Annotated in this window: 20 protein-coding genes and 1 tRNA gene; 2 read left to right on the top strand and 19 right to left on the bottom strand. The window is 39.9% G+C overall.

Translation table 11 applies throughout. The features are described 5' to 3' along the window. Positions 1–5 precede the first annotated feature (5 nt). The 13 genes from hpt to truA all read right to left on the bottom strand — a co-directional run bounded on the left by hpt (position 6) and on the right by truA (position 11,174). Positions 6–527: a hypoxanthine phosphoribosyltransferase gene (gene hpt, locus R2R35_RS13320; RefSeq protein ID WP_317730306.1), complete on the bottom strand. Its 522-nt coding sequence runs from the start codon at positions 525–527 to the stop codon at positions 6–8. Then, positions 520–2,010 (bottom strand): tRNA lysidine(34) synthetase TilS, encoded by a 1,491-nt coding sequence (tilS, locus tag R2R35_RS13315; protein ID WP_317730305.1) that lies wholly within the window; start codon positions 2,008–2,010, stop codon positions 520–522. The genes hpt and tilS overlap by 8 nt, the downstream gene beginning before the upstream one ends. Positions 2,011–2,132: 122 nt before the next feature. Continuing rightward, entirely contained in the window at positions 2,133–4,430 is a 2,298-nt protein-coding gene (gene spoIIE, locus R2R35_RS13310; RefSeq protein ID WP_317730304.1) for a stage II sporulation protein E, read from the bottom strand. A 924-nt stretch (positions 4,431–5,354) separates the two neighbouring features. Next, positions 5,355–5,930: a hypothetical protein gene (locus R2R35_RS13305; RefSeq protein WP_317730303.1), complete on the bottom strand. Its 576-nt coding sequence runs from the start codon at positions 5,928–5,930 to the stop codon at positions 5,355–5,357. Positions 5,931–6,423: 493 nt separating this feature from the next. Next, positions 6,424–6,497 (bottom strand) — tRNA-Met (locus R2R35_RS13300). A gap of 48 nt (positions 6,498–6,545) precedes the next feature. Beyond that, positions 6,546–6,845, bottom strand: coding sequence for an FtsB family cell division protein (locus R2R35_RS13295; RefSeq protein ID WP_317730302.1), 300 nt, complete (start codon positions 6,843–6,845; stop codon positions 6,546–6,548). 2 nt (positions 6,846–6,847) lie between these two features. Continuing rightward, positions 6,848–7,348: a spore cortex biosynthesis protein YabQ gene (gene yabQ / locus R2R35_RS13290; RefSeq protein WP_317730301.1), complete on the bottom strand. Its 501-nt coding sequence runs from the start codon at positions 7,346–7,348 to the stop codon at positions 6,848–6,850. A gap of 45 nt (positions 7,349–7,393) precedes the next feature. Further along, on the bottom strand, positions 7,394–7,681 hold the full coding sequence (gene yabP, locus R2R35_RS13285) for a sporulation protein YabP (protein ID WP_033164011.1): 288 nt from the start codon (positions 7,679–7,681) through the stop codon (positions 7,394–7,396). Between the two features lie 107 nt (positions 7,682–7,788). Beyond that, on the bottom strand, positions 7,789–8,031 hold the full coding sequence (locus R2R35_RS13280) for an RNA-binding S4 domain-containing protein (RefSeq protein ID WP_033164012.1): 243 nt from the start codon (positions 8,029–8,031) through the stop codon (positions 7,789–7,791). Positions 8,032–8,164: 133 nt separating this feature from the next. Continuing rightward, entirely contained in the window at positions 8,165–8,440 is a 276-nt protein-coding gene (locus R2R35_RS13275) for an HU family DNA-binding protein (RefSeq protein WP_033164013.1), read from the bottom strand. Positions 8,441–8,535: 95 nt separating this feature from the next. Next, positions 8,536–9,255, bottom strand: a complete 720-nt coding sequence (gene mazG / locus R2R35_RS13270; RefSeq protein ID WP_317730300.1) for a nucleoside triphosphate pyrophosphohydrolase — start codon at positions 9,253–9,255, stop codon at positions 8,536–8,538. Between the two features lie 407 nt (positions 9,256–9,662). Then, positions 9,663–10,211 (bottom strand): stage V sporulation protein T, encoded by a 549-nt coding sequence (spoVT, locus tag R2R35_RS13265; protein WP_317730299.1) that lies wholly within the window; start codon positions 10,209–10,211, stop codon positions 9,663–9,665. Between the two features lie 177 nt (positions 10,212–10,388). Next, a complete protein-coding gene (gene truA, locus R2R35_RS13260) occupies positions 10,389–11,174 on the bottom strand; it encodes a tRNA pseudouridine(38-40) synthase TruA (protein ID WP_317730298.1) in 786 nt (261 codons plus the stop codon). Positions 11,175–11,346: 172 nt separating this feature from the next. Between truA and R2R35_RS13255 the strand changes: the two genes are divergently transcribed. Continuing rightward, positions 11,347–11,877: a phosphatase PAP2 family protein gene (locus R2R35_RS13255; protein WP_317730297.1), complete on the top strand. Its 531-nt coding sequence runs from the start codon at positions 11,347–11,349 to the stop codon at positions 11,875–11,877. Here the strand turns inward: R2R35_RS13255 and R2R35_RS13250 are convergent. The 3 genes from R2R35_RS13250 to pth all read right to left on the bottom strand — a co-directional run bounded on the left by R2R35_RS13250 (position 11,874) and on the right by pth (position 17,249). Further along, on the bottom strand, positions 11,874–12,998 hold the full coding sequence (locus tag R2R35_RS13250) for a peptidylprolyl isomerase (protein WP_317730296.1): 1,125 nt from the start codon (positions 12,996–12,998) through the stop codon (positions 11,874–11,876). The two genes, R2R35_RS13255 and R2R35_RS13250, sit on opposite strands and share 4 nt — an antisense overlap. Before the next feature lie 135 nt (positions 12,999–13,133). After that, positions 13,134–16,673 carry a transcription-repair coupling factor gene (gene mfd, locus R2R35_RS13245; protein ID WP_317730295.1) on the bottom strand — a complete coding sequence of 1,180 codons (3,540 nt, stop codon included), beginning with the start codon at positions 16,671–16,673 and terminating at the stop codon, positions 13,134–13,136. 12 nt (positions 16,674–16,685) lie between these two features. After that, positions 16,686–17,249 (bottom strand): aminoacyl-tRNA hydrolase, encoded by a 564-nt coding sequence (gene pth, locus R2R35_RS13240; RefSeq protein WP_317730294.1) that lies wholly within the window; start codon positions 17,247–17,249, stop codon positions 16,686–16,688. 395 nt (positions 17,250–17,644) lie between these two features. On the opposite strand from pth, the gene R2R35_RS13235 reads away from it, so the two are divergent. Beyond that, positions 17,645–17,938 carry a PqqD family protein gene (locus tag R2R35_RS13235; protein WP_317730293.1) on the top strand — a complete coding sequence of 98 codons (294 nt, stop codon included), beginning with the start codon at positions 17,645–17,647 and terminating at the stop codon, positions 17,936–17,938. An 80-nt stretch (positions 17,939–18,018) separates the two neighbouring features. Here the strand turns inward: R2R35_RS13235 and R2R35_RS13230 are convergent, their stop codons facing one another. From R2R35_RS13230 to spoVG, 3 genes are all read right to left on the bottom strand, one after another. Beyond that, positions 18,019–18,933 (bottom strand): hypothetical protein, encoded by a 915-nt coding sequence (locus R2R35_RS13230; protein ID WP_317730292.1) that lies wholly within the window; start codon positions 18,931–18,933, stop codon positions 18,019–18,021. Between the two features lie 76 nt (positions 18,934–19,009). Next, positions 19,010–19,876 (bottom strand): transglutaminase domain-containing protein, encoded by an 867-nt coding sequence (locus R2R35_RS13225; RefSeq protein WP_317730291.1) that lies wholly within the window; start codon positions 19,874–19,876, stop codon positions 19,010–19,012. 193 nt (positions 19,877–20,069) lie between these two features. Next, entirely contained in the window at positions 20,070–20,351 is a 282-nt protein-coding gene (spoVG, locus tag R2R35_RS13220) for a septation regulator SpoVG (protein WP_033164022.1), read from the bottom strand. Between the last annotated feature and the right edge of the window lie 54 nt (positions 20,352–20,405).

The raw sequence follows: 20,405 nt of genomic DNA, 5'->3' as shown, positions 1-20,405 counted from the left end.
CCTTTCTATTGCTCAATCACTCCGATATAGGGCAGGTTTCTATATTTTTGGGTATAATCCAGCCCATATCCTACCACAAATTCATCGGGTATCTGAAATCCTACGTAATCTACGTTCACTTCTGCAGTTCTTCTGTCCGGTTTATCCAGCAAGGTACATATTTTTATACTCTTAGGCTTTCTGCTGTATAAAAGATCTACCAGATATTTCAGCGTATTACCGGAATCAATGATATCCTCTACAATAAGTACTTCTTTATCTTCTATGGAATCGTCCAGGTCTTTTATGATCTTTACTCTTCCTGAGCTTACAAAGCCATCTCCGTAACTAGATACGGACATAAAGTCCAGAGACAGGGGAACATCTATATTCTTAGCCAATTCACAGGTAATAAATACCCCTCCCTTTAAAACACAAATAAGATGCAGTTCTTTTCCCGCATAATCCTTGCTGATCTGCTCTCCCAGACTGCGAATCTTCTTATCTACCTCTTCTTGTGATATTAATACTTTGATATTTTCATTCATTTTCTTTTTCCTCCGTTAATTTTATCTGAAGTATCCGCTTTGTATTCTCATCCACCTTATAGGCTTCACTGATTCTGCCGCCGATTACCCATACAATATGGGAGCCGTCTGCTAACAAAGGCTGGACATCTCTTATCTGCCTTGGTACTTTTTCATCAATAAAATAGGCTTTTAATTTTTTTGTGCTTCCTCTTGCATCAATACAAAGGTAATCGCCCTGTTTTCTCCTACGGATTAACACAGTATCCTTAATTTTATCATAGTCAAACCATTTCGTATAGAGATTTTGTGGAATTATCATATTTTTTTTATAATTCATAACTTCTGTTATCAGACTAATTTCCCTGTCCGGCAAAGGAGTTCTGCCAGGTATATTAAGCTCCTGTACAAGCTCATTTTCAGGCGGAGATGTATCAATACAGCTGCTGTTCTTCTTATCTTTTACAAAGGAAATATGATTATACTCCTTTACTGCCGTTATTCCATAGGGAAGATTCACCCGTTTTCCTGTCTGCTTGCTGACAAGGTCTAACACTGCCGTAACATGAACAGCTTCCAGATCCTTTAAGCTGCCACTAAGAAAAGAAAGGGCTTTTCGCACCAGCTCTTTCTGTATAACAATGTCTTCCTTTATAAGCTCCTCTGTTAAAAGCTGTACCTTTCCTTGAAGTGCCGCTTCTTTTATCTCAGTATTATTGTCCGAAGAGTACACATCTTTTTTTGGAAGATTCCTTCTTACATTATCTCCCCTGACCAGCACTCTTTCCATGGCCTTAAGAGTCATTTTCTCAACAAAGGCTCCTACTTCCATCAGACTGTCTCCTGCCCGGCTGATATGGCTTATTGCCTGCTTATTGACCTCTGCGGCATTTTTAAGAATACCATGGCGTATCTTATTTCTGGTATAGTCCAGGGTAAAGTTCGTGGAATCATCCAGATAACCAGCACTTCGATTGCTTAGATAAGCCTCAATTTCCTGTCTTTCAAGGCATAAGAGGGGTCTTATGATATTGTCCCTTACCGGATTGATTCCTGTAAGCCCGGTTAAGGCGCTGCCCCTGAACAGATTAAAGAGTATTGTTTCTGCATTATCATTTTTATTATGTGCAATTGCAATTTTATTACACTTATATGCATTAAGATACTGATTAAAAACCTCATATCGCGTTATCCTGCCTGCTTCTTCAAGAGATAAGCCCTGAGCCTTTGCCATGAAAGGGATGTCTTTACAGACCGCCGTAAAGGACACTCCCCTCTCTTTGCACAGGCTTCTGACAAATTCTTCGTCCCTGTCAGCTTCTTCCCCTCTTATACCGTGATTTACATGAATCACAAAAAGGGTCAGCCCGTAGCTTTCAGACAACTCTGTAAGCACATGAAAAAGGCAGACCGAATCCGCTCCGCCGGAAACTCCGACAATAATCTGGTCTCCCTTTTCAAGCATGTTATATTTACTAATATACTGTTTTATCTTATTAATCATGAATAACTCCAACTCAGGTTTTTCTTTTATGACTGATTATTCATTTGTTATGGTGTGTCTGAATACTTACTGCACCCTAAATATACTGATTTTTTTTATTGTAACTTAAACATTAAGAAATATCAAGTCTTGCTCCAAAAGCCCGCAACCAACACGGTCATATCATCTGCAGGCACCCAGCCGTTATGTTCAAGGGCCATATTAAGTATTGCATTTGCCATCTCCTTGGGATTGTTTGTCTTAAGCTCCTGAATAAATTGAATGATAGTCTCCTCCTTCTCGTCTCCAGTAATACAGTCCACAACCCCATCCGTAGCCATGATAACAAATTCACCGTCATAAAGCTTTCTGGTGACGATTTCATAATCCGCTCTATGCACCACCCCTGCCGGCAGCGCATTGGAATGTATGACCTCAACTTCTCCGGACTTCTTAAGGAAGGTTGAAGCAGCTCCCATCTTAATGAAATCACAAAAGCCGGTATAGAGATTAATAATGGACAAATCAATGGTGGAAAAGCTCTCTGCCTTATCTCTGAGCACCAAAATGGAGTTGATCAGCTTGATAGCGGATTCCTTACGAAAACCAGCCTCCATAAATTGTTCCAAAAGTTCGATTACCGATTCGCTTTCCTCACAGGCATCCGGTCCGGAACCCATTCCATCGGCCAGACTCATCATAAAGGTTCCGGTGTCGGGATTCAAAAAAGAGAAATTATCTCCTGATACCGGACTTCCGTCTTTATTCATTCTGGCAAACCCTGTATATACAGTATAATCCGTATCCTCCACAAAGGTGAAAGTCTCCATCTCTCTGGAAATTACTTTCTTGCAGCCATCATAAGGTCTGATGGCTTTCCCGCAGGCCTTCCCTATAATCCCTGCTGCCTCTTTCGCTGTTATACATCGGCCTTTTTCGGTTTTGGCAGTCAGGTAAATCTCCTGCTTGCCGTCTCTTTTTTCAAAGATAGCAACCTTTTTCACCTGGATATGGCTGTGGCGCAAAGCCTGAGCGATTCTTTCCTTACTGTCCGCACCCTCATAAGGTTTATATAAGTCCAGGGAAAAGTCATCAATAATATTCGCCACCTCACCCAACTGTTCTGCTATGGCGGCTCTGCTTTGTGCAAGCTTATTGCTCCAGATCATATTGATTCTTGCAATTTCAATACTTTTTTTCGCTTCCTCCAGGAAGTTCTCAAGGCAAATGCATCTGGAAGCAAATTCCACCGGTATCTCATTTAAGGATACGGTTCCATTTTCATTTACCTGTTCCATAATACGGAAAGCCCCTTCATAGGTTTCATAAAAATGACCTTCCCAGCACAGACTGCAATTTTCACAATCCTTGCAGAGTTTCTCTGATAATCTGTCAAAGAGCTCTCTTTTGTCTACTTTATTAAGCTCCTCCTTCTGTTCCGAAATGGAATGAAAGGTTGCGGAAAGATTATGGAAGGATTCTGAGAAATCTCTCAGTTTTCCTCTGGCAACACTCTGCAGGTTCTGATGAACAAATACCTCCTCTTCTTTTCCTCTTTCTTCTTTATTTTTTCCATATATCAGACTTTTAGGCAATAAAAAGAATAATACTGCACAGGAAATCAATACGCCAAACCCTTCCAGGTTAAATTTACTGTCTTTATACAATTCTCCAAGTACCAGAAATCCACCGGTAAAGGCCAGAAAATCCGGTATCCTTCCCATTTCACGAAAACTTCCGCTGATGATGCCAAGCATACACATTACCCCCAGCTGATTAAGTTCTCCGGTTCTGAGTGCCATTATAATACCGCAGGCTGCACCAATTACTGCACCAAACCCGGCTCCGTACCGAAAACCAATAAGAAGGATACAAAACAAAGCGCAGGTTAGGGGTAACGAAAACCCAAGAGAGTTCATATCCGGTATCCCATATATAATTACACCGCCCATAACAGCCAATCCTACAATTTCCTCATTGGATAAGGTCTCATCTTTTAAGGGCGGATTCAGTATTGGTCCAAGGCCTTTACGAAAAATCAGACAGGAAACAAATACAATGATTCCTTCTGCCAGCCCCAGCACAGCATAATGCAAAAAGTCATTGCTTAAGGTGCTATAAAAACAGGTCAGTAATGTAATGGAGCCCCCTGCAACTCCACCCATAACCCAGACGGAAAGTTTCTTATTCCGATACTCTGCCATGGAAACCAGGATGGAAAATACCAGGATGGCTATAAGGTATTTTATCATCTCCACCCTGTCCATTGCCGTTATTATCCCCAATGCCACCATCACCGCCGTTATTATCCGACTCTTAGGCTCCAGATACAGTGCTGCCAGATACCCCATGGCAAATGGATTTATTCCCATAAACACGGAACGCGCCATAATAATTCCAAGAGAGCTTACAAGTACTCTCCTAACATTTAATTCTTTCATCTAATTTAATTCCTCCCTCTAATTAAGGACTGTTTGCTGACGGCTTATTTCTTTGCCGTATATTAGCTGTACTTGTTCAGCCGTATTTCATTACAACTGTACGTATATCGTTTGGCTATACTTATTTCATACAACTGTACTTAGTAATTCAGCCGTACTAATTTCCGTTCAACCGCACTTATTCTGTACAATCAGTCCGTTTAGTCCTGTATTATAGGGATGTCCAACTAAAATCTTTGTCAAAAATGAGTCTTCCTATACAAAAACTTTTTGACAGGATAACCGCCAGATGCCTGATAGAATCGAATAGAGAGAGTTCAATACGTTTAAGAAATTCAGATTAAGGTCAGATAAATCAGCTTCATAAAAATACCCCCTATACCTCCGAATGTATTTGAACATAACGGCGGCTACCGGGCTAATAGCTGTAATTAATTACAACAATATCACTTCATAATGCAATGATAAGACTGTTTGTCAGCCAGTGCGTCAGAGGGGGGCTTGTCAAGGGGACGGTGAATTGTACAAAAAAGAAAGAACTCATGCTTCGATTTCAAGGTATAAGAAGTCCTAATTCTCTGAATATTTTGTGCTGGACATCCTGTAAAACAGATAACTCGCTTCGCTCAAACAATCTGTTTTACAGGATAGCACAAAATCTTCAGAGAAAAGGACTTCTAATACCTTTCCATAGGCGCATTCGTTCTTTCTTTTTTGTACAATTCACCTGAAATCAGGCGAAGGGCTTTGACGGGCTAATCAGTTTTTACATTAAAAAATATCTTAATAATTACAGCGTGCTTTAAAGGTTATTAATAATCTGCTTTCTGCAAATCGCTAATCTATTTTATAGAACCGTCCATTTGTCGGGCTATTTTTATATATTAAAAACAAGGCTACCTCACGATACATCATTACAAATTTTCAAACTTCAATATAGGTAAAATATTCACTTCTGTCATACTTCTCCAAGTGAAAGCTCTCAGTCTTAATATGATTCTTTAGAATTTCGGCAATCATATCTACTATCTGCTCAGGAGTATGGTTGTCCGAACGTATAAGATATTCATTAGGAAGAGCCCTTCTATTCCTTATCAGGCGGTTCGTATTCAGTGACTGTTCCCAATCCCTAAATTCATTTCCATTATCTCTGGTTAAAATACGTTCTTTGATAACAGCATCCTCTTCAGAATATAGTGTAACTATGACATAATCATAATCCTTAAAAACCTCAGGGATATCCAGCATCCTTACATCATCCAGGTCTGTTAATAACACATTTTCAAATCCATGCTTATAATAATTCTTACAAACCAATATAAGATTTTCAAAGGACATCTGCTCCTCTTCTTTTTGCGATATATTAGTGTACGGATTCTTCTTTGTAAACTCCGGAATCCAGCCAAACTCAAACCAGGGACCTTCTAACCGTTTATGTATTTCCTTAGCAACCGTCGTCTTACCATTACCTGGTGAACCATGTATGATAATAAAATCCATTTAACTACCTCCTACCATAACTCAGGTTTAATCCACCTGGTTTTCCATCTTTTTCATAATACCAATTTCATGTTAATCATACAAGTTCAAAAAGCTTTTCTATCCAGAAGTAAAGGCATAAAAAATTTAGACTATAACTTTTAAATACAAGTATCTACCAAAAATAATCGAATACGTACCTCCTGTTCTTCTCCTCATAGATTTCAGGCAAATTGTGCAGAACAGAAAGAACGAATGCGCCTATGGAAAGGCATTAGAATTCCTTTTCTCTGGCTATTTTGTGCTATAATCTAAAACTGATTGTTTGAGCGCAGCGAGTTATCAGTTTTAGATTATGTCCAGCATAAAATAGCCAGAGAATTAGGAATTCTTATGCCTTGGAATCGAAGCATGAGTTTTTTCTGTTCTGCGCAATTTGCCGTCCCCTTGCGAAAGGCTTATCTTAGACGAAAAAAAAGGATATATCATAAACGATATATCCCTTAAAATCTAATAGCGAAGGACGGATTTGAACCGCCGACACTGCGGGTATGAACCGCATGCTCTAGCCAACTGAGCTACTTCGCCAAAAGCAACGAAGACCATTATAACCGCTGCCCGGTACTTTGTCAAGGCTTACTCTTCAGATTTGAAAATAATCTCGTCCTTGTAAACCAGATTGAACTTTTCCCTTGCCATTTCTTCAATAAACTTCTTAGTCTTGACATAAGCTTTCTTTTCTTCTATGTCCTCTGCTCTTTGTTGCTCATCCTCGATCTGTTTGTTCAACTGTTCGATTTTCTCATCTGCTTTCGCTTCAGCCAGGTCTAAGGACTGCTGCTTATAAGTTACGATAGCGCAAATAGACAATACCATAACTGCTGTCAGAAACAGGCCTGTCCGCCTTTTCTTCCTTCTATGATTCCGCCCCTTCAAATTTAACCACCTTTTTCCTTATCAGATAGGCTTATTTTACTCGATTCTTTATTCTTTTTCAATAATTTTTGTAAATTAGCAAAAATAATTTTAAATAGTTTGAATACTTTACGGAATCCTTTGGCAATCAGGCGTCCCAACAGGACAAACGGTTTCAAGAGCAGACCGATAACCTTAAAAATTGTATCCTTGATCTTATTTAAGAAACCTGCTATCAGATCAACTAAGGGATCACTTAAAAAATTGCGATACAAAAGCATACCAAGAAAAATACCAAGAATGGCAAATCCCCTGATAATACCGTTATTCTGCTGATACATCATGCGAAATATAAGAATGCTTGAGACTGTCCAATACAGCAAGTCCTCTATCCCAACCAGGATAGCTCCTCTGGGAAATACTCTCCGGATAATGCGGAACACATCATAAAATACTAACAGGTAAACACCCCAGAGCAAACAGGTACCAAAAAATTCAAGCTCAGTCAATATCTCTCTATTCATCTACTTCGCTCCCATATAATTTCTTATGCTTCTTAAGCGTTCTGCTTATTTGAACAGTCTGCTGATCAGGGACTCTCCGGACTTTCCATAGCCGCCGGCATCTGAGTAGGTCAGACTATCTATCTTCCCGTCAACGTCTACCTCACCTTTTTCCAGGGTCAAACGGTTTACATGAAGTTCATTCCCCCTGATCATTAAGATCCCCTGCTCGGTCTCTAAGAGTACTTCTCCGGCATCAAAACTCAACACATCTTTAACCCCGGTTATCATAGCCTGACTTCTGGCATTTAAACTGACCTTATGTAATTTCTGTAACCCCTGCTTCTCTTCCATAAAAAGGCCTCCTAATATACTTTATTTCAGTATATTAGAAGACCTTTCATTTCATTCCTATATCGTAGCTGTTGCCACGTACAAGTTCTATATTTGTTGATTTTGTGTCAGACAATATATTCATACAGGTCTTTGGCATCGTCTTTTCTCACTGTTTCCTGTACATTAAGCACCTTAACCTTAACTGCCTTACCGCCAAATCCGATTTCAATGATATCCCCCTCTTTCACATTGGCCGATGCTTTGGCAGGTTTTCCGTTTAACATTACACGTCCGGCATCACACGCTTCATTTGCTATGGTTCTTCGCTTAATCAGCCTTGATACCTTCAGAAATTTATCCAGTCTCATAAATACCTCTCTGTTTCATAAATTTTAAGTCAAAAAAAGAAGCTGTCCCAAAATCTGTCCCTCCATCTTTAAGCAGCACACTTATCCATACGGTGAACACGATTCCTGATCAGCTTCCTTTGATTAACTCGTCCTATGCGTTAATAACATCCTTTAAAGCTTTTCCTGCTTTGAACTTGGGAGCTTTAGATGCAGCGATTGTTATAGCCTCTTTTGTCTGAGGATTTCTTCCTGTTCTTTCAGGTCTTTCAGATACTTCAAAAGTTCCGAAACCTACTAACTGTACTTTCTCACCTTTTGTAAGCTCTTCTGTAACAACATCAATGAAAGCCTTTAATGCTTTCTCTGAATCCTTCTTGGATAATTCGGTTTTCTCTGCAATAGCTGCAACTAATTCGGCTTTGTTCATGGATTTAACTCCTCCTCTAAAGTAATTAATATTTGTTAAAATAACCGTTAGGATTATTTTCATTTCTTCAATGCCTCTGGCATTGGTTATATCGTTTAAACTTGTGGCTTTTTCTGAGTAAGTCCTTCGATATCTACAAATCTATTTATAAACTTATTAGTGGCATTTGTCAAGGAATTTTCTGCATTTAAATGCAAAATCACCGACAAATTTACTATATGAAACAGTAAATTTTCAAAATTATCTTCCAAATGTTCCCTCTTACCTTTTTCAACCTCTTTTTCCAGCTGAATCAGGCTCTCTGTAAGGCTTTTTAAGACTTCGGAAGGTGAATTCTCCTCTTCCTTTTTTCCGGCCTTCTTTATGGCCTTTTCCGCCCTTACAAGAGCAGGCAACGCCTTGGGAATATCTAGGAGAATATCTGCCGTACTTTTTTGATTTTTCTCCTCTTTTTTAATCTCATCCCAGTTCTTAACCACCTGTCCAGCATCAATAACCTCCTGATCGGCAAATACATGGGGATGACGTCTTATCATCTTTTCACTTTCTGCAGTAATAATATCCTCAATTCCAAACTCCCCTTTTTCTTCTGCTATAGAGGCATGAAGTGCTATCTGAAGGAGTACATCTCCAAGTTCTTCGCATAGGTTGTCCAGGTCGCCGTTTCTGATTGCTTCAACACTTTCGTAAGCTTCCTCCAACATATATCGTTCCAGACTTTCATGGGTCTGTTTTCTGTCCCAGGGACAGCCTTTATCGCTTCTAAGATACCTGATAATATCCATAAATTCATCAAAGGTGTACTTTTTATCCATGGTTCACTCCTTTTCTCATTCTCACTTGTATGTTTCAGCTATCCTACAGTCAACTGCCATCCATAAAACTGTCTCATTTCCTGACCTAAATTTACCACATTGGTTTATAGTTGTCACGAAATTTCTTGCTGCAGTTCACAGAACCCATAGCCAGAGGCCGAAATATACGCAGAATAATTGCTTCAAGCGAACGAAATGTATATCAGAATTATAACCTAAATTGCTTTTCAATAAGAGCTTTACGCAGATAGGAATACTAATAATAATAATATATAACTTCTGCTTTCACAAAACAGTTTATTCCTTTCTGCTGCTGGACAAAAAAATTCTTTTTGAACTTTAAAAATAAGGCCTGTCAGTATAGAAGAATAATCACATACTCTCTATACTAACCGGCCATATAAATTTTACTGTTCCATCTGTCTTCCTAAAAAGTAAGCTGCAGTACTTGCCAGTTTATTCTCCACATCCCCAAATTTTACTTTAGGGTCTTTTGTAAGCAGTATCACCGAACCAATTGCATCGCCTTCACTAATTATTGGCCAGATTACCTGATAGCTGTATTCTGTATCATCATCAGCGACAATGTGCACGAAATTCTTGTCTTCCTTGGAAGCCAGCAGATTCTCTCTGTCTTCGATTACGCGTTCCAATTCAGGTGTTATGGCCTTAGAGAGAAGTTCTCTCTTCATACTGCCGGAGGCTGCCACAAACTGGTCTTTGTCAGATATGGCAATGACATGTCCTGTTGTCTGGGCAAGGGAATCAGCATACTGCTTGGCGAATAGTCCCAATTCTCCAATGGGAGAATATTTTTTCAGAATGATCTCGCCTTCTCTGTCTGTGAAGATTTCTAAAGGATCTCCTTCTCTGATTCTTAATGTACGGCGGATTTCCTTCGGCACTACCACACGTCCCAAGTCATCTATTCTTCTAACGATTCCTGTTGCTTTCATATTTTATTCCTCCATTTTGCATCCTATTCATAATGTGGTACTTATGGTTATTATTGTTTGTCAAAAGGAATAAATTATACACTGTTGGATTATTTTATCATGAATTTTATTTTCGACAGAATGGCTTAAATGGTTTTTTTCATCATTTATTGATGAGCTTCCAGGTATATACGGGTATTATGTGCCGTTACGGTACACTACTTCTTTTAGATAAAGGCCTTCCGGGGGTAATGTTATACCAGCTGTATCCCTTTTTCTGCTAGCAAGAATATCTTTTACATCCTCGGCTGCTCTTTTATGTTCTCCGACCTCCAGAAGCGTTCCTGCAATAATTCTTACCATGTTATAAAGGAAGCCGCTGCCGGTGATCAGAAGTCTTATTTCTTTAATTTCCCGTTGATGCTGTTTTGAAACAGCCTCAATGACAGAAATCCGGTCAATTCTTCTAATGGTATCGAACTCCTCCCTTTTCTCTGAAGAAAACCCCCGAAAATCATGTGTGCCTATAAGAAAGGCGGCTGCTCTTTCCATCTCATTGATATCCAGCTCTTTTTGTAGGGCATATACCTGTTTTCTTAGAAATACCGAGGGAATTTCACTGGCTTCAAACCGGTATTCATAGGTCTTGGAAATTGCACTTTTTCTGCTGTGAAAGTCCTCGGATGCCTCCTCTAACGAGAGGATAGCAATATCCTCCGGCAGTACTTTCTGTAAATTGCTCTTCATATCCTTCACCTCTGCCTGACATTTACAGAAGAAATTTGCTGCTTGTCCGAGAGCATGAACTCCTTTATCTGTCCTGCCGGATCCGATTATCTTTATTTGTTCGTTAAAGACGAAAGATATGGCTTCTTCTATGACTGCCTGGACAGAACGCTTACCGCCCTCTTCCTTTAATCTCTGCCATCCGGCATATCTGCTGCCGTCATATGCAATTATCATCTTTATGTTTCTGTTACCCATAACTTTATATCCTGCCTTTCCTCTACAGCAAACCCATGATGGAATATGACCCCTGCATTCGCTGCAGATGAGATGTGATGAAATAACCAGCTGTTTCTGGCTGCCTTTGTTGCAGCATAATATGGATTCTGCTATCATATTGTATAAATATATCCTGGTTTAAGAGGTCCCTATGTTTCCTATTATTCAAAAATTCGACGATTCTCTTTTATATTTTATTGCAGAGCATTTACATACTCCTTTTACAGATAGACTTATGATATTTATCACCAGTCTGGGTAACTCTTCTCTCGTCTGGCTTTCCATTGCACTTATACTGGTTTTATCGCAGAAGAACCGCAAATGGGGTATTATACTCACCCTTGCCCTGATCTTTGAGCTTTTGTTATGTGACGGTATACTAAAACCTCTTTTTGCACGAGAAAGGCCCTTTACCAGATTAACAGGATATCCTGACCTGATAAGGGCCCCCCTTTCTTATTCTTTTCCTTCCGGTCATACCATGTCATCTTTTACAGCAGCCGTAATCCTGTTTGCCAGAGAGAGAAAAAGCGGAAGCATTTTTCTCATTCTGGCTTCCCTTATTGGCTTTTCAAGACTATACCTGTTTGTCCATTATCCGACCGATGTTCTTGGAGGTATTGTTTTAGGATCGGCACTTGCCCTGATGACCTTGTGGCTTACCAAAGATCTGAAGGCCTAAGGTGCAGGAGTTGCTGTTACCTCTCCTGTAGCTTCTGCGCCTTCTGGCTCCTCTGTACTTTCGTTTCTCAAGGTCATAACTGTCCAAACCTTTTCCTTTACCTCTACCTTATAGTTCTGTGACCATTCTTCATAAAGCTTCTTAAACAATTCGTTTTGTCTGTCTTCAATAATTTCTTCTTTTTTCTCTAACGTAGCATCTTTGTCAAAATCACTGACGCAGTAAATAATGTGATAACCGTATTCCGTTTCCACAATAGGGCTTAATTCTCCTGTTTTCAGAGCAAAGGCAGCTTCTTCAAACGGAGCTACCATTTCACCTTTTCCAAAGGTATATTCCACCTGGGAATCTTCCGTATTGGCTTCTGCCAGCTTTTTGAAATCTTCTGTTTTTTGGGCATCCTTTAACAGCTGGACAGCTCTCTTGCGGACAGTTTTCTTCTCTGCCTCGGTCATAGGTTCATCTTTTCCGTCTTTGCTTACCGTGGTCTTAAGGAGTATATGATCAACGGTTATCTGCTTCGCTTCGTCATCGGTAACCTCTGTATCCGCATTCATGGTAACCGCATCATAGACCTTTTGGTATATCAGATTCTCCCGGTAGAACTTACGGATCAAATCTTCCGTAAAGCCGTATTTTTCTTTATCCGCTTCTGTTATGCCGGCGTAATAGTTTGCAGCATTCTCAAGCACCGTGGCTTCTTCCTCTTCTGTCAGCGCAACATTATAACCCTCGGATTTCTCAACAACAATCTTTGTCTGGGTAATAAGATTCAGAATCTCTTCCTTCGCCTGATCTTCAAAAGTAGTTCCAGCACTTACTTCATAGCCCCAGACTGCATCTCCGAAATAGGCCTCATACTGAGCTTTCATAAACATAAAATACAGCATGGATTCATTGTAATATACTTTATTGTTTCCAACAGTAACAACCAGTTCTCCCCGGTTCTCCTTCGTTTCTTCTGCTTCTGTAGGCGTTACGGTTACGGTTTCAGTTACGGATGGCGTATTGTTAACGTTCCCCTTCTGCTTCTCCTCCGTTTTCTCCTTACAGCCGGTTAAGCTTACGAGCAGGGCAGCGGCTATTAATATACATACTGCTTTTTTTAGATATTTTTTCATGAAGCTTTTCAATCCTTTCTATGGCAAGCTGTAATCCTAAATGCAATCCATTAAACGCTTTCTGTTTCTTAAAGCTATCCGTTTTATAATTACTGTTAACAGCTTATTTTCTTTCACTTCATTCATTATAAGGGATTAATTGCCTTCAAGCAATAACTTTACATCTGCAAGGATATTTTTTATCAGCTCGAATAAGGATAAGACATCCATCTTTCCTTTACCCTGAACTTTTTTTACCGAATACAGAAAATATGGGTTTGCTTCCGGCATCAGCTTGATATTAGGCTCGTATTTCTTTATCAGTTCCGGTATCCGTTCTACTGACAGCTTGGCTTTAGAATATAATACAAGCTTTATTTCCTCTCCCCGGTATACCAGTGAAGTAACATAAACACTGTGACAGAGGGATTTGATATAGGCTATATTTAACAAATTATTGACACTGGCCGGCATATCCCCGAATCGGTCCACCAGTTCCTCCTGCATATCAAGGAATTCCTCTTCTGTCATTATATCTGCAATTCTCTTATATACATCCAGCTTCTGAAACTCATTCTTAATATAGGTTGCAGGAATAAAGGCATCCACGTCCATATCAACGGTGGTTTCAAAGGTCTCTTCCTCTGATACCTCCCCTTTCATGGACTTAACGGCGTCATTTAACATCTTGCAATACAGGTCGTACCCCACTGCTTCCATGTGACCGCTCTGCTGTGCTCCCAGCAGATTACCGGCACCTCTGATTTCCAGATCTCTCATAGCAATCTTAAAGCCGGAGCCAAGCTCTGTAAACTCCTTAATGGCCTGAAGTCTCTTCTCAGCAATTTCTTTCAGCATCTTATCTCTTTTATACATTAAAAATGCGTAGGCGGTTCGGTTGCTTCTTCCCACTCTTCCTCTTAACTGGTAAAGCTGGGATAGTCCAAGCCTGTCGGCATCGTCAATTATCATGGTATTCACATTTGAAATATCCAAGCCCGTTTCAATGATGGTAGTGGACACCAATACATCAATTTCTCCATTTATAAAGCTGAACATAATTCTCTCCAGCTCTCTCTCACTCATCTGCCCGTGGGCAAAGGATACATTGGCCTCCGGTACCAGATTGGCAATCTTTCCTGCCACCTCATCAATTCCGTTTACCCGGTTATAGACATAATAAACCTGCCCATCCCTCGCCAGCTCACGATGAATAGCTTCTCGTATGATTTCTTCATTATGCTCTAGTACAAAGGTCTGAATCGGCATCCTGTCTACCGGTGGCTCCGTTAAGACACTCATGTCCCTGATTCCGATAAGGCTCATATGAAGGGTCCTGGGAATTGGTGTTGCCGTAAGTGTAAGTACGTCCACATCCCCTTTTAACTGCTTTATCTTCTCTTTATGGGTAACACCAAAACGCTGCTCCTCATCTACTATAAGAAGTCCAAGATTCTTAAACTGAATATCCTTGGAAAGGACCCTGTGGGTACCAATCAGAATATCCAGACTGCCTCGTTTTACTCTCTCCATTACGGATTTCTGCTGGGCCGGAGTCTTAAACCTCGAAAGCATATCAATGCTTACGGGAAAATCCATCATTCTTTGTACAAAGGTATTATAGTGCTGCTGGGCCAGAATGGTTGTGGGCACCAGAACAACCACCTGTTTTCCGTCTGCCACTGCTTTAAACGCTGCTCTGATGGCGATTTCCGTCTTACCATAACCTACATCACCGCAGACAAGCCTATCCATAATTCTGGTGCTTTCCATGTCTTTTTTCGTTTCTTCAATAGCTCTTAACTGATCATCCGTTTCCTCATAGGGAAACATTTCTTCAAATTCATTCTGCCATACTGTATCCGGACTGTAGGCATAACCTTCCTTCTGCTGCCTGTTCGCATATAATTCCACCAGTTCCCTGGCTATTTCCTTCACCGCGCTTTTTACTTTTGTCTTGGTATTCTTCCACTCTACAGAATTTAATTTGTTCAGCTTATGTTTACCAGAATCGCTTCCGGCATATTTCTGTATGACATCAAGGCCTGTAGCCAGGATATAAAGTACTCCGCCACCGCCGTATTCAATCTTGATATAATCCTTTGTCACCTTATCTACTTCTATTTTTTCGATACCTCTGTAGATACCAAGTCCATGGTTTTCATGAACAACATAGTCACCGATATTTAAGTCGGCAAAGCTCTGAATCTTCTTTCCGTCGTATTCTCTGATCTTTTTCTTTTTCTTCTTTTCCGCTCCGAAGATATCACTTTCAGAAATGACCACAAGATTAATAAGAGGGTATTCAAAACCTTTATGAAGGTTCCCCCCTGCTACCATTATCTCACTCTTTAATATGACTCTGTCCATATCTTCACTGTAAAAAGCATTTAGTCCATGCTCTCTCAGATCATCGGACAGACGTTTGGCACGTGTCTTTGAAGGAGAGAGCAATAATACTCTGTAACCGCTCTTTTTCCATTTAAGGAGATCCTGCACCAAAATGTCAAAATTGTTATTATAGGGATTAACCGAACGAACTGTCATATCCCACTTATTTTTTATCGTAAAACCTGCGAGCCTTAGATCCATAGTGCTAAGCAGCATAAGGTTCATCTGGTTCAGTCCCGCCAAAAGTTCCTTATAGCTATAGACCGCATCGCTTTGCCCGGGAAGAATATATCCTTTTTCAATTCTTCCGATCATACCTTCTCTGAACTCGGTTTCTACTGCTTCTCCTCTTTCCTGTACTCTGACCGGTTCGTCTAAGAACACAAGGGAATCTTCTCTGTCAAAATAATCAAAAAGAGAGACGGTTTCTTCATAGAAATATCGGATATAGCTGTCAATTCCAACAGATCCCTGAAAGCTCTCAATGTTGTCCTTGAAATCATCAATAATGCCTTGTATACGGAAAGCCTCTTCCGTTTTCATCTGTTCCCTTAATCGTTTTACATGGGCTGTCTTCTCTTCCTCCAGCTTCTTTAGTCCTGCCTGGAGTCTTTCTGTACTTAAGACGATTTCTGCCGCCGGAAAGATCATCAGCTCTTCGTGCCGGTCTATGGAACGCTGGCTGCCTACATCAAAGGAACGGATAGAGTCAATATCATCCCCCCAAAATTCTATTCGGTAGGGACACTCCTCCGCCGGAGGAAAAATATCAAGAATCCCTCCTCTTACCGCAAACTCGCCGGGACCTTCTACCTGCCCCTGCCTTTCATAGCCCATATGGGATAAGGCCGCCTGAAGCTTTGATAAATCACAGGCTTCCCCTTCTTTTATGGTAATAACATTCTTCATAAGGAAATTAAGAGGCAGAATCCTGTCCATTCCACCGTCAATGGTGGTTACAATGGTTACCGGTTCTTTGTTCAGAAGCCGCTTTAGTATCTTAAGGCGTTCCCTGACAATTGCATTTCCATGTATATCCGCACTATAGAAAATAATGTCCTTAGCAGGATAGAAGAAGACATTTTTATCATAGAGCTTATAATCTTCGCAGATTTCTTTCGCTTTTAAATCGTTATAAGTAATAATTAATTTCTGGGAATATTCTTCCCCAAACCCATATATAAGGTGGCATTTCTGGGAATCAATACATCCGGTTATCTGAACGGGTGTATTTTTCAGGGTCAAACTGTCCTTTATTTCATTAAATTCTTTTAATTCCTTAAGAGGATTAATAAAGGTTTTCAAGGAAGTGCCTCCTTATTTTCTGTTATATTGATTCATGGCTGGTTCCATACCATCTGTTAAAATGGCCTTTACAGCCTCCGAAGTCTTTCCTAGTGCCTCTCTGATAATCGGCTGTTCTTCTGAAGAAAAACGTGACAGTACATAATCTGCAAGATCCCAGCCAGCCGGCTTATCTCCCACACCGACACGAATTCTTGGAAATTCCTCTGTTCCAAGATGGGAAATAATACTCTTTATACCGTTGTGCCCTCCGGCACTGCCCTTGGTACGGATTCTTAGTTTACCCGGTTCCAGACTGATATCATCATATATGATAATGATATTTTCAGGGGCCACCTTATAAAAGTCCTGCAATTCTCTGACACTTTCTCCGCTTAGATTCATATAAGTCTGAGGCTGGGCCAGAATAACCTTTTCTCCTGCAATCATGCCTTTTCCACAAATCGCCTTATGTTTCTTAAAATCCAGAGGAATACGGAAATCATCCGACAGCCTTGTAATGGCATCGAATCCGATATTATGCCTGGTGGCCTGATATTCTCTGGAGGGATTTCCAAGTCCAACTATAATGTACATTATTTCTACCTGTCCTTTTATATTACAAATTTTTAGTTCTTTTTTTACAAATGGAATTTTTATACCAGGAAAGCTTCCACTTTTTTGCATACGAGAATAGAACGCATCTTTCGATCCGCCCTGTAATGATACTGGGTTCTTAATCCTTCCAGTATCAGCGACTATTATAACTGACATTACAGTCACTATTATTGTAAATAAGAATTATAACTATTCAATACTCTCTTTTAAAGTTATAGCTATTTTAATTATATACGAATTCAAAAATTATGGCAAGGAATAAAAAGAGCTATAAAAACAGTATTTTCTCTTTATTCTTGTATCGTTTTATGCATAGATTCTGCCTTTTACATATGCTAAGCTTAATACAAATCCAACAGAAAGGCTGGTGTTTTATGAAGATAAAAACAATTACTCTTAAGAAAGGTTTTTCCGTAAAGGAACTGGGCGGCGAATTCTGTATCGTAAAAGACGGAGATTCCAATAATGGAGCAGTTAACGGCTTGCCTTCCATAAACGAAACCGGTATCTTCCTCTGGGATCGGATGATGAGAGGGGTTATCACTCCGGAAGCTTTAACGGAGGCTGTTGCTGTAAAGAACAATCTGGACTTGGAGGAGGCAGAGGCAGATGTGGGAGAGTTTCTGGCGAAGTTAATCAATGGAAATATTGCAGATATAGAAAATTAATAGAATACTCTCTTATACTTATTATAATGAGAAGAGCCTGATCCATTTTATTACTTCCCTCAGGCTCCTGGTTATTATGTTTAATAGCGAAGATCCAAAAATATGCCTTTCAGATCATCCATGAGCATATTACTGATTTGTGCCTGCTTTTGCAGCTTCTTCAGCATTTCTTCCTGCTTCGCTTTATAATTAGACAGCAGCTCCTCGGTTTCTGCTGCTACCTTGTCTGTTTGCTCTTTATCGTTCTTTGCATCTGCTTCGTCAGCTTTTTCTGCATCGTCGCTATTGTTGATCTTCTCATCTATTGTGTCCTTTGATTCTTCCAACAGCATACCAATGACTTCTTTAGATGTAATATCTATAATATCCTGGGCGGCTTCTTTTGCCGCTAAGACAGGATTATGCTTTTGCCTATCCAGTTGTATGGAATTTACGGCAATACTGATACTATTTATGGAACGGTTGGCATTGTTCAGATTATTGTTCCAATAAGTCTCTATCTTATTGCATTCAAGTATTTCCTTCTGAAAATCTGTCAGTGAACCGATGGCCTCCAACTGCTGCTTTTCTTCATCCGTAAGAGCTTCCGGATTATTCACACCTTTCATTATGAGATTTACATCCATTTCCTCCTGAGAGTACTCCGATACCTCATAGCCCTTACGAATTTCCTCCTTCATCTTCTGAACGGATGCTAATTTATCATGATACACAGACATTTCGGCCCGCAGCTCTTCCTGTTTCGTTCTCATTTCATTTATATTAGTATCTACATCCAATTCTTTCGAGAAGGTCTCCAATATTGCCCTGATTGCCTGCTTTTGACCATTTTTCTTTGTAATCTCAACAGGGTCCCGGACCAAGTTAAGATTTCCTGCATAAATGGACCTTATTTCCTGGTTATTCTTATCATTTTTTTTGTTTATTGGCTGTTCTTGCAAATCTGCGCCAGAAACTTTTATATATCTGTTCTCTTGCATTGCTCCAATTTTCATGACCATCCCACCTTAATTATTCTATATGGAATATTTCGTCATTTATGGAAATTACTTAACCTTTTTGCTGAGTATTTTATTTCCATTTATAAGATTCCTCTGCCATAGGATACTCTGCATAAAAATCTTCTGTATTAAATTCATCGTCTCTTACATGACCGCTAAAATCCTTGTCAGATTTAAGGAAATATTCGTATAACAGCAAGCTCTTTCCACTCTTGGTAAGAGGATCATCCCAGGTACAGTCGATGTTGTACCACAAGCCATTAAGCTGTACGATATTCCAGCCATGGCTGTCATTATTGCCTATTCCTGTAATAATCCTGGCTGGGATTCCTGCTTCTGTAAACATTTTATAAGCAATGCTCATATAACCCTGACAAGTGGAACTTTTGCCAATAAGGTTATCATAAGCGGAATAATCTGTTACGGATGTATCATAAGAAGCATTCTCTACAATAAAATCGTGTATCTTCTTTATTTTCTCAAAATCACTTAATTCAGCCAGCTTCCACTCTTCAAACAATTGCTTGATGGTCTCATCCACCAACAAGGTTTCTTCGTAAACTTCATTGTATTTAAATTCGTAGGTAACTGTCAGTTTATTCCCAAGTCCCACTATATGGGCATATATGCTGTTAACCTTATATTTTAAATAGTCATGATCACCTGAAGTGCTCTTATCATCTATAGCATACACCTGATCGATTACCTCTTCTGTGAACCATTCCATATCCTCTACGTTGCCGGTATACTGGAGCACCTTCTTTTCATCGCCTTGCAGCATGGCTTCTCTGACCTCCAGAATAAAGTCTCCGTTGCTCTCTTTTTCACTTAAAACATTATCCGTCACGTTACTGCTGATATGATACCGAAAATTAACCCCGAACATTATAGCAAAAAGAATACCTATTCCTAACATTAACCTGGTTATTTTTTTCATGTTACGGCTCCTTTCTTCGTCATCATTACCTTATACTTATTATACTCTATAAAGCAGGTTACGTGCAACGGATTTCATAACCCAAACACAGCAAACTCTTGATGAGCAGCTTACATTGGAAAATTACCAAAAAGGAGCTGCCACAGTCCTATGCGGCAGCTCCTTCCTGGAGCAATGAAAGCTCTTAAGCTGTTTAAGCTTCTATTTTTTCATCATACTCTTCGGCAGCCACTTCATAGCTTTCCAGGATAATCTTCTGTATCTTATCCCTGGTTTCCGAATTGATAGGATGCGCAATATCACGGTACTCCCCGTCCCCTGCTTTTCTGCTGGGCATTGCAATAAACAAGCCTTTTTCCCCTTCAATAACTTTAATATCGTGTACGACGAATTCGTTATCCATCGTGATGGAAACAACCGCTTTCATCTTTCCTTCCTTGCTAACTTTGCGTACACGAACATCTGTAATCTGCATTTTGTATAGCCCCCTTTAAGTGTTGTCTGTTTTTTATATGCGAAAGGATATTAA

Source organism: Anaerocolumna sp. AGMB13020, assembly GCF_033100115.1.
Lineage (GTDB): Bacteria > Bacillota > Clostridia > Lachnospirales > Lachnospiraceae > Anaerocolumna.
The sequence above is the reverse complement of the archived record's forward strand: the minus strand, read 5'-3'. Positions and strand labels throughout refer to the sequence as shown.

Coding starts and splice junctions, on each gene's coding strand:
- spoVG (WP_033164022.1), bottom strand. CDS start 20,351: ATGCAGATTACAGATGTTCGTGTACGCAAAGTTAGCAAGGAAGGAAAG.
- mazG (WP_317730300.1), bottom strand. CDS start 9,255: ATGGATAAAAAGTACACCTTTGATGAATTTATGGATATTATCAGGTAT.
- spoVT (WP_317730299.1), bottom strand. CDS start 10,211: ATGAAAGCAACAGGAATCGTTAGAAGAATAGATGACTTGGGACGTGTG.
- spoIIE (WP_317730304.1), bottom strand. CDS start 4,430: ATGAAAGAATTAAATGTTAGGAGAGTACTTGTAAGCTCTCTTGGAATT.
- yabQ (WP_317730301.1), bottom strand. CDS start 7,348: ATGAATAGAGAGATATTGACTGAGCTTGAATTTTTTGGTACCTGTTTG.
- R2R35_RS13275 (WP_033164013.1), bottom strand. CDS start 8,440: ATGAACAAAGCCGAATTAGTTGCAGCTATTGCAGAGAAAACCGAATTA.
- R2R35_RS13235 (WP_317730293.1), top strand. CDS start 17,645: ATGAAGATAAAAACAATTACTCTTAAGAAAGGTTTTTCCGTAAAGGAA.
- hpt (WP_317730306.1), bottom strand. CDS start 527: ATGAATGAAAATATCAAAGTATTAATATCACAAGAAGAGGTAGATAAG.
- R2R35_RS13255 (WP_317730297.1), top strand. CDS start 11,347: ATGTTTCCTATTATTCAAAAATTCGACGATTCTCTTTTATATTTTATT.
- R2R35_RS13250 (WP_317730296.1), bottom strand. CDS start 12,998: ATGAAAAAATATCTAAAAAAAGCAGTATGTATATTAATAGCCGCTGCC.
- yabP (WP_033164011.1), bottom strand. CDS start 7,681: ATGGAAGAGAAGCAGGGGTTACAGAAATTACATAAGGTCAGTTTAAAT.
- R2R35_RS13225 (WP_317730291.1), bottom strand. CDS start 19,876: ATGAAAAAAATAACCAGGTTAATGTTAGGAATAGGTATTCTTTTTGCT.
- truA (WP_317730298.1), bottom strand. CDS start 11,174: ATGGGTAACAGAAACATAAAGATGATAATTGCATATGACGGCAGCAGA.
- tilS (WP_317730305.1), bottom strand. CDS start 2,010: ATGATTAATAAGATAAAACAGTATATTAGTAAATATAACATGCTTGAA.
- pth (WP_317730294.1), bottom strand. CDS start 17,249: ATGTACATTATAGTTGGACTTGGAAATCCCTCCAGAGAATATCAGGCC.
- R2R35_RS13230 (WP_317730292.1), bottom strand. CDS start 18,933: ATGAAAATTGGAGCAATGCAAGAGAACAGATATATAAAAGTTTCTGGC.
- R2R35_RS13305 (WP_317730303.1), bottom strand. CDS start 5,930: ATGGATTTTATTATCATACATGGTTCACCAGGTAATGGTAAGACGACG.
- R2R35_RS13280 (WP_033164012.1), bottom strand. CDS start 8,031: ATGAGACTGGATAAATTTCTGAAGGTATCAAGGCTGATTAAGCGAAGA.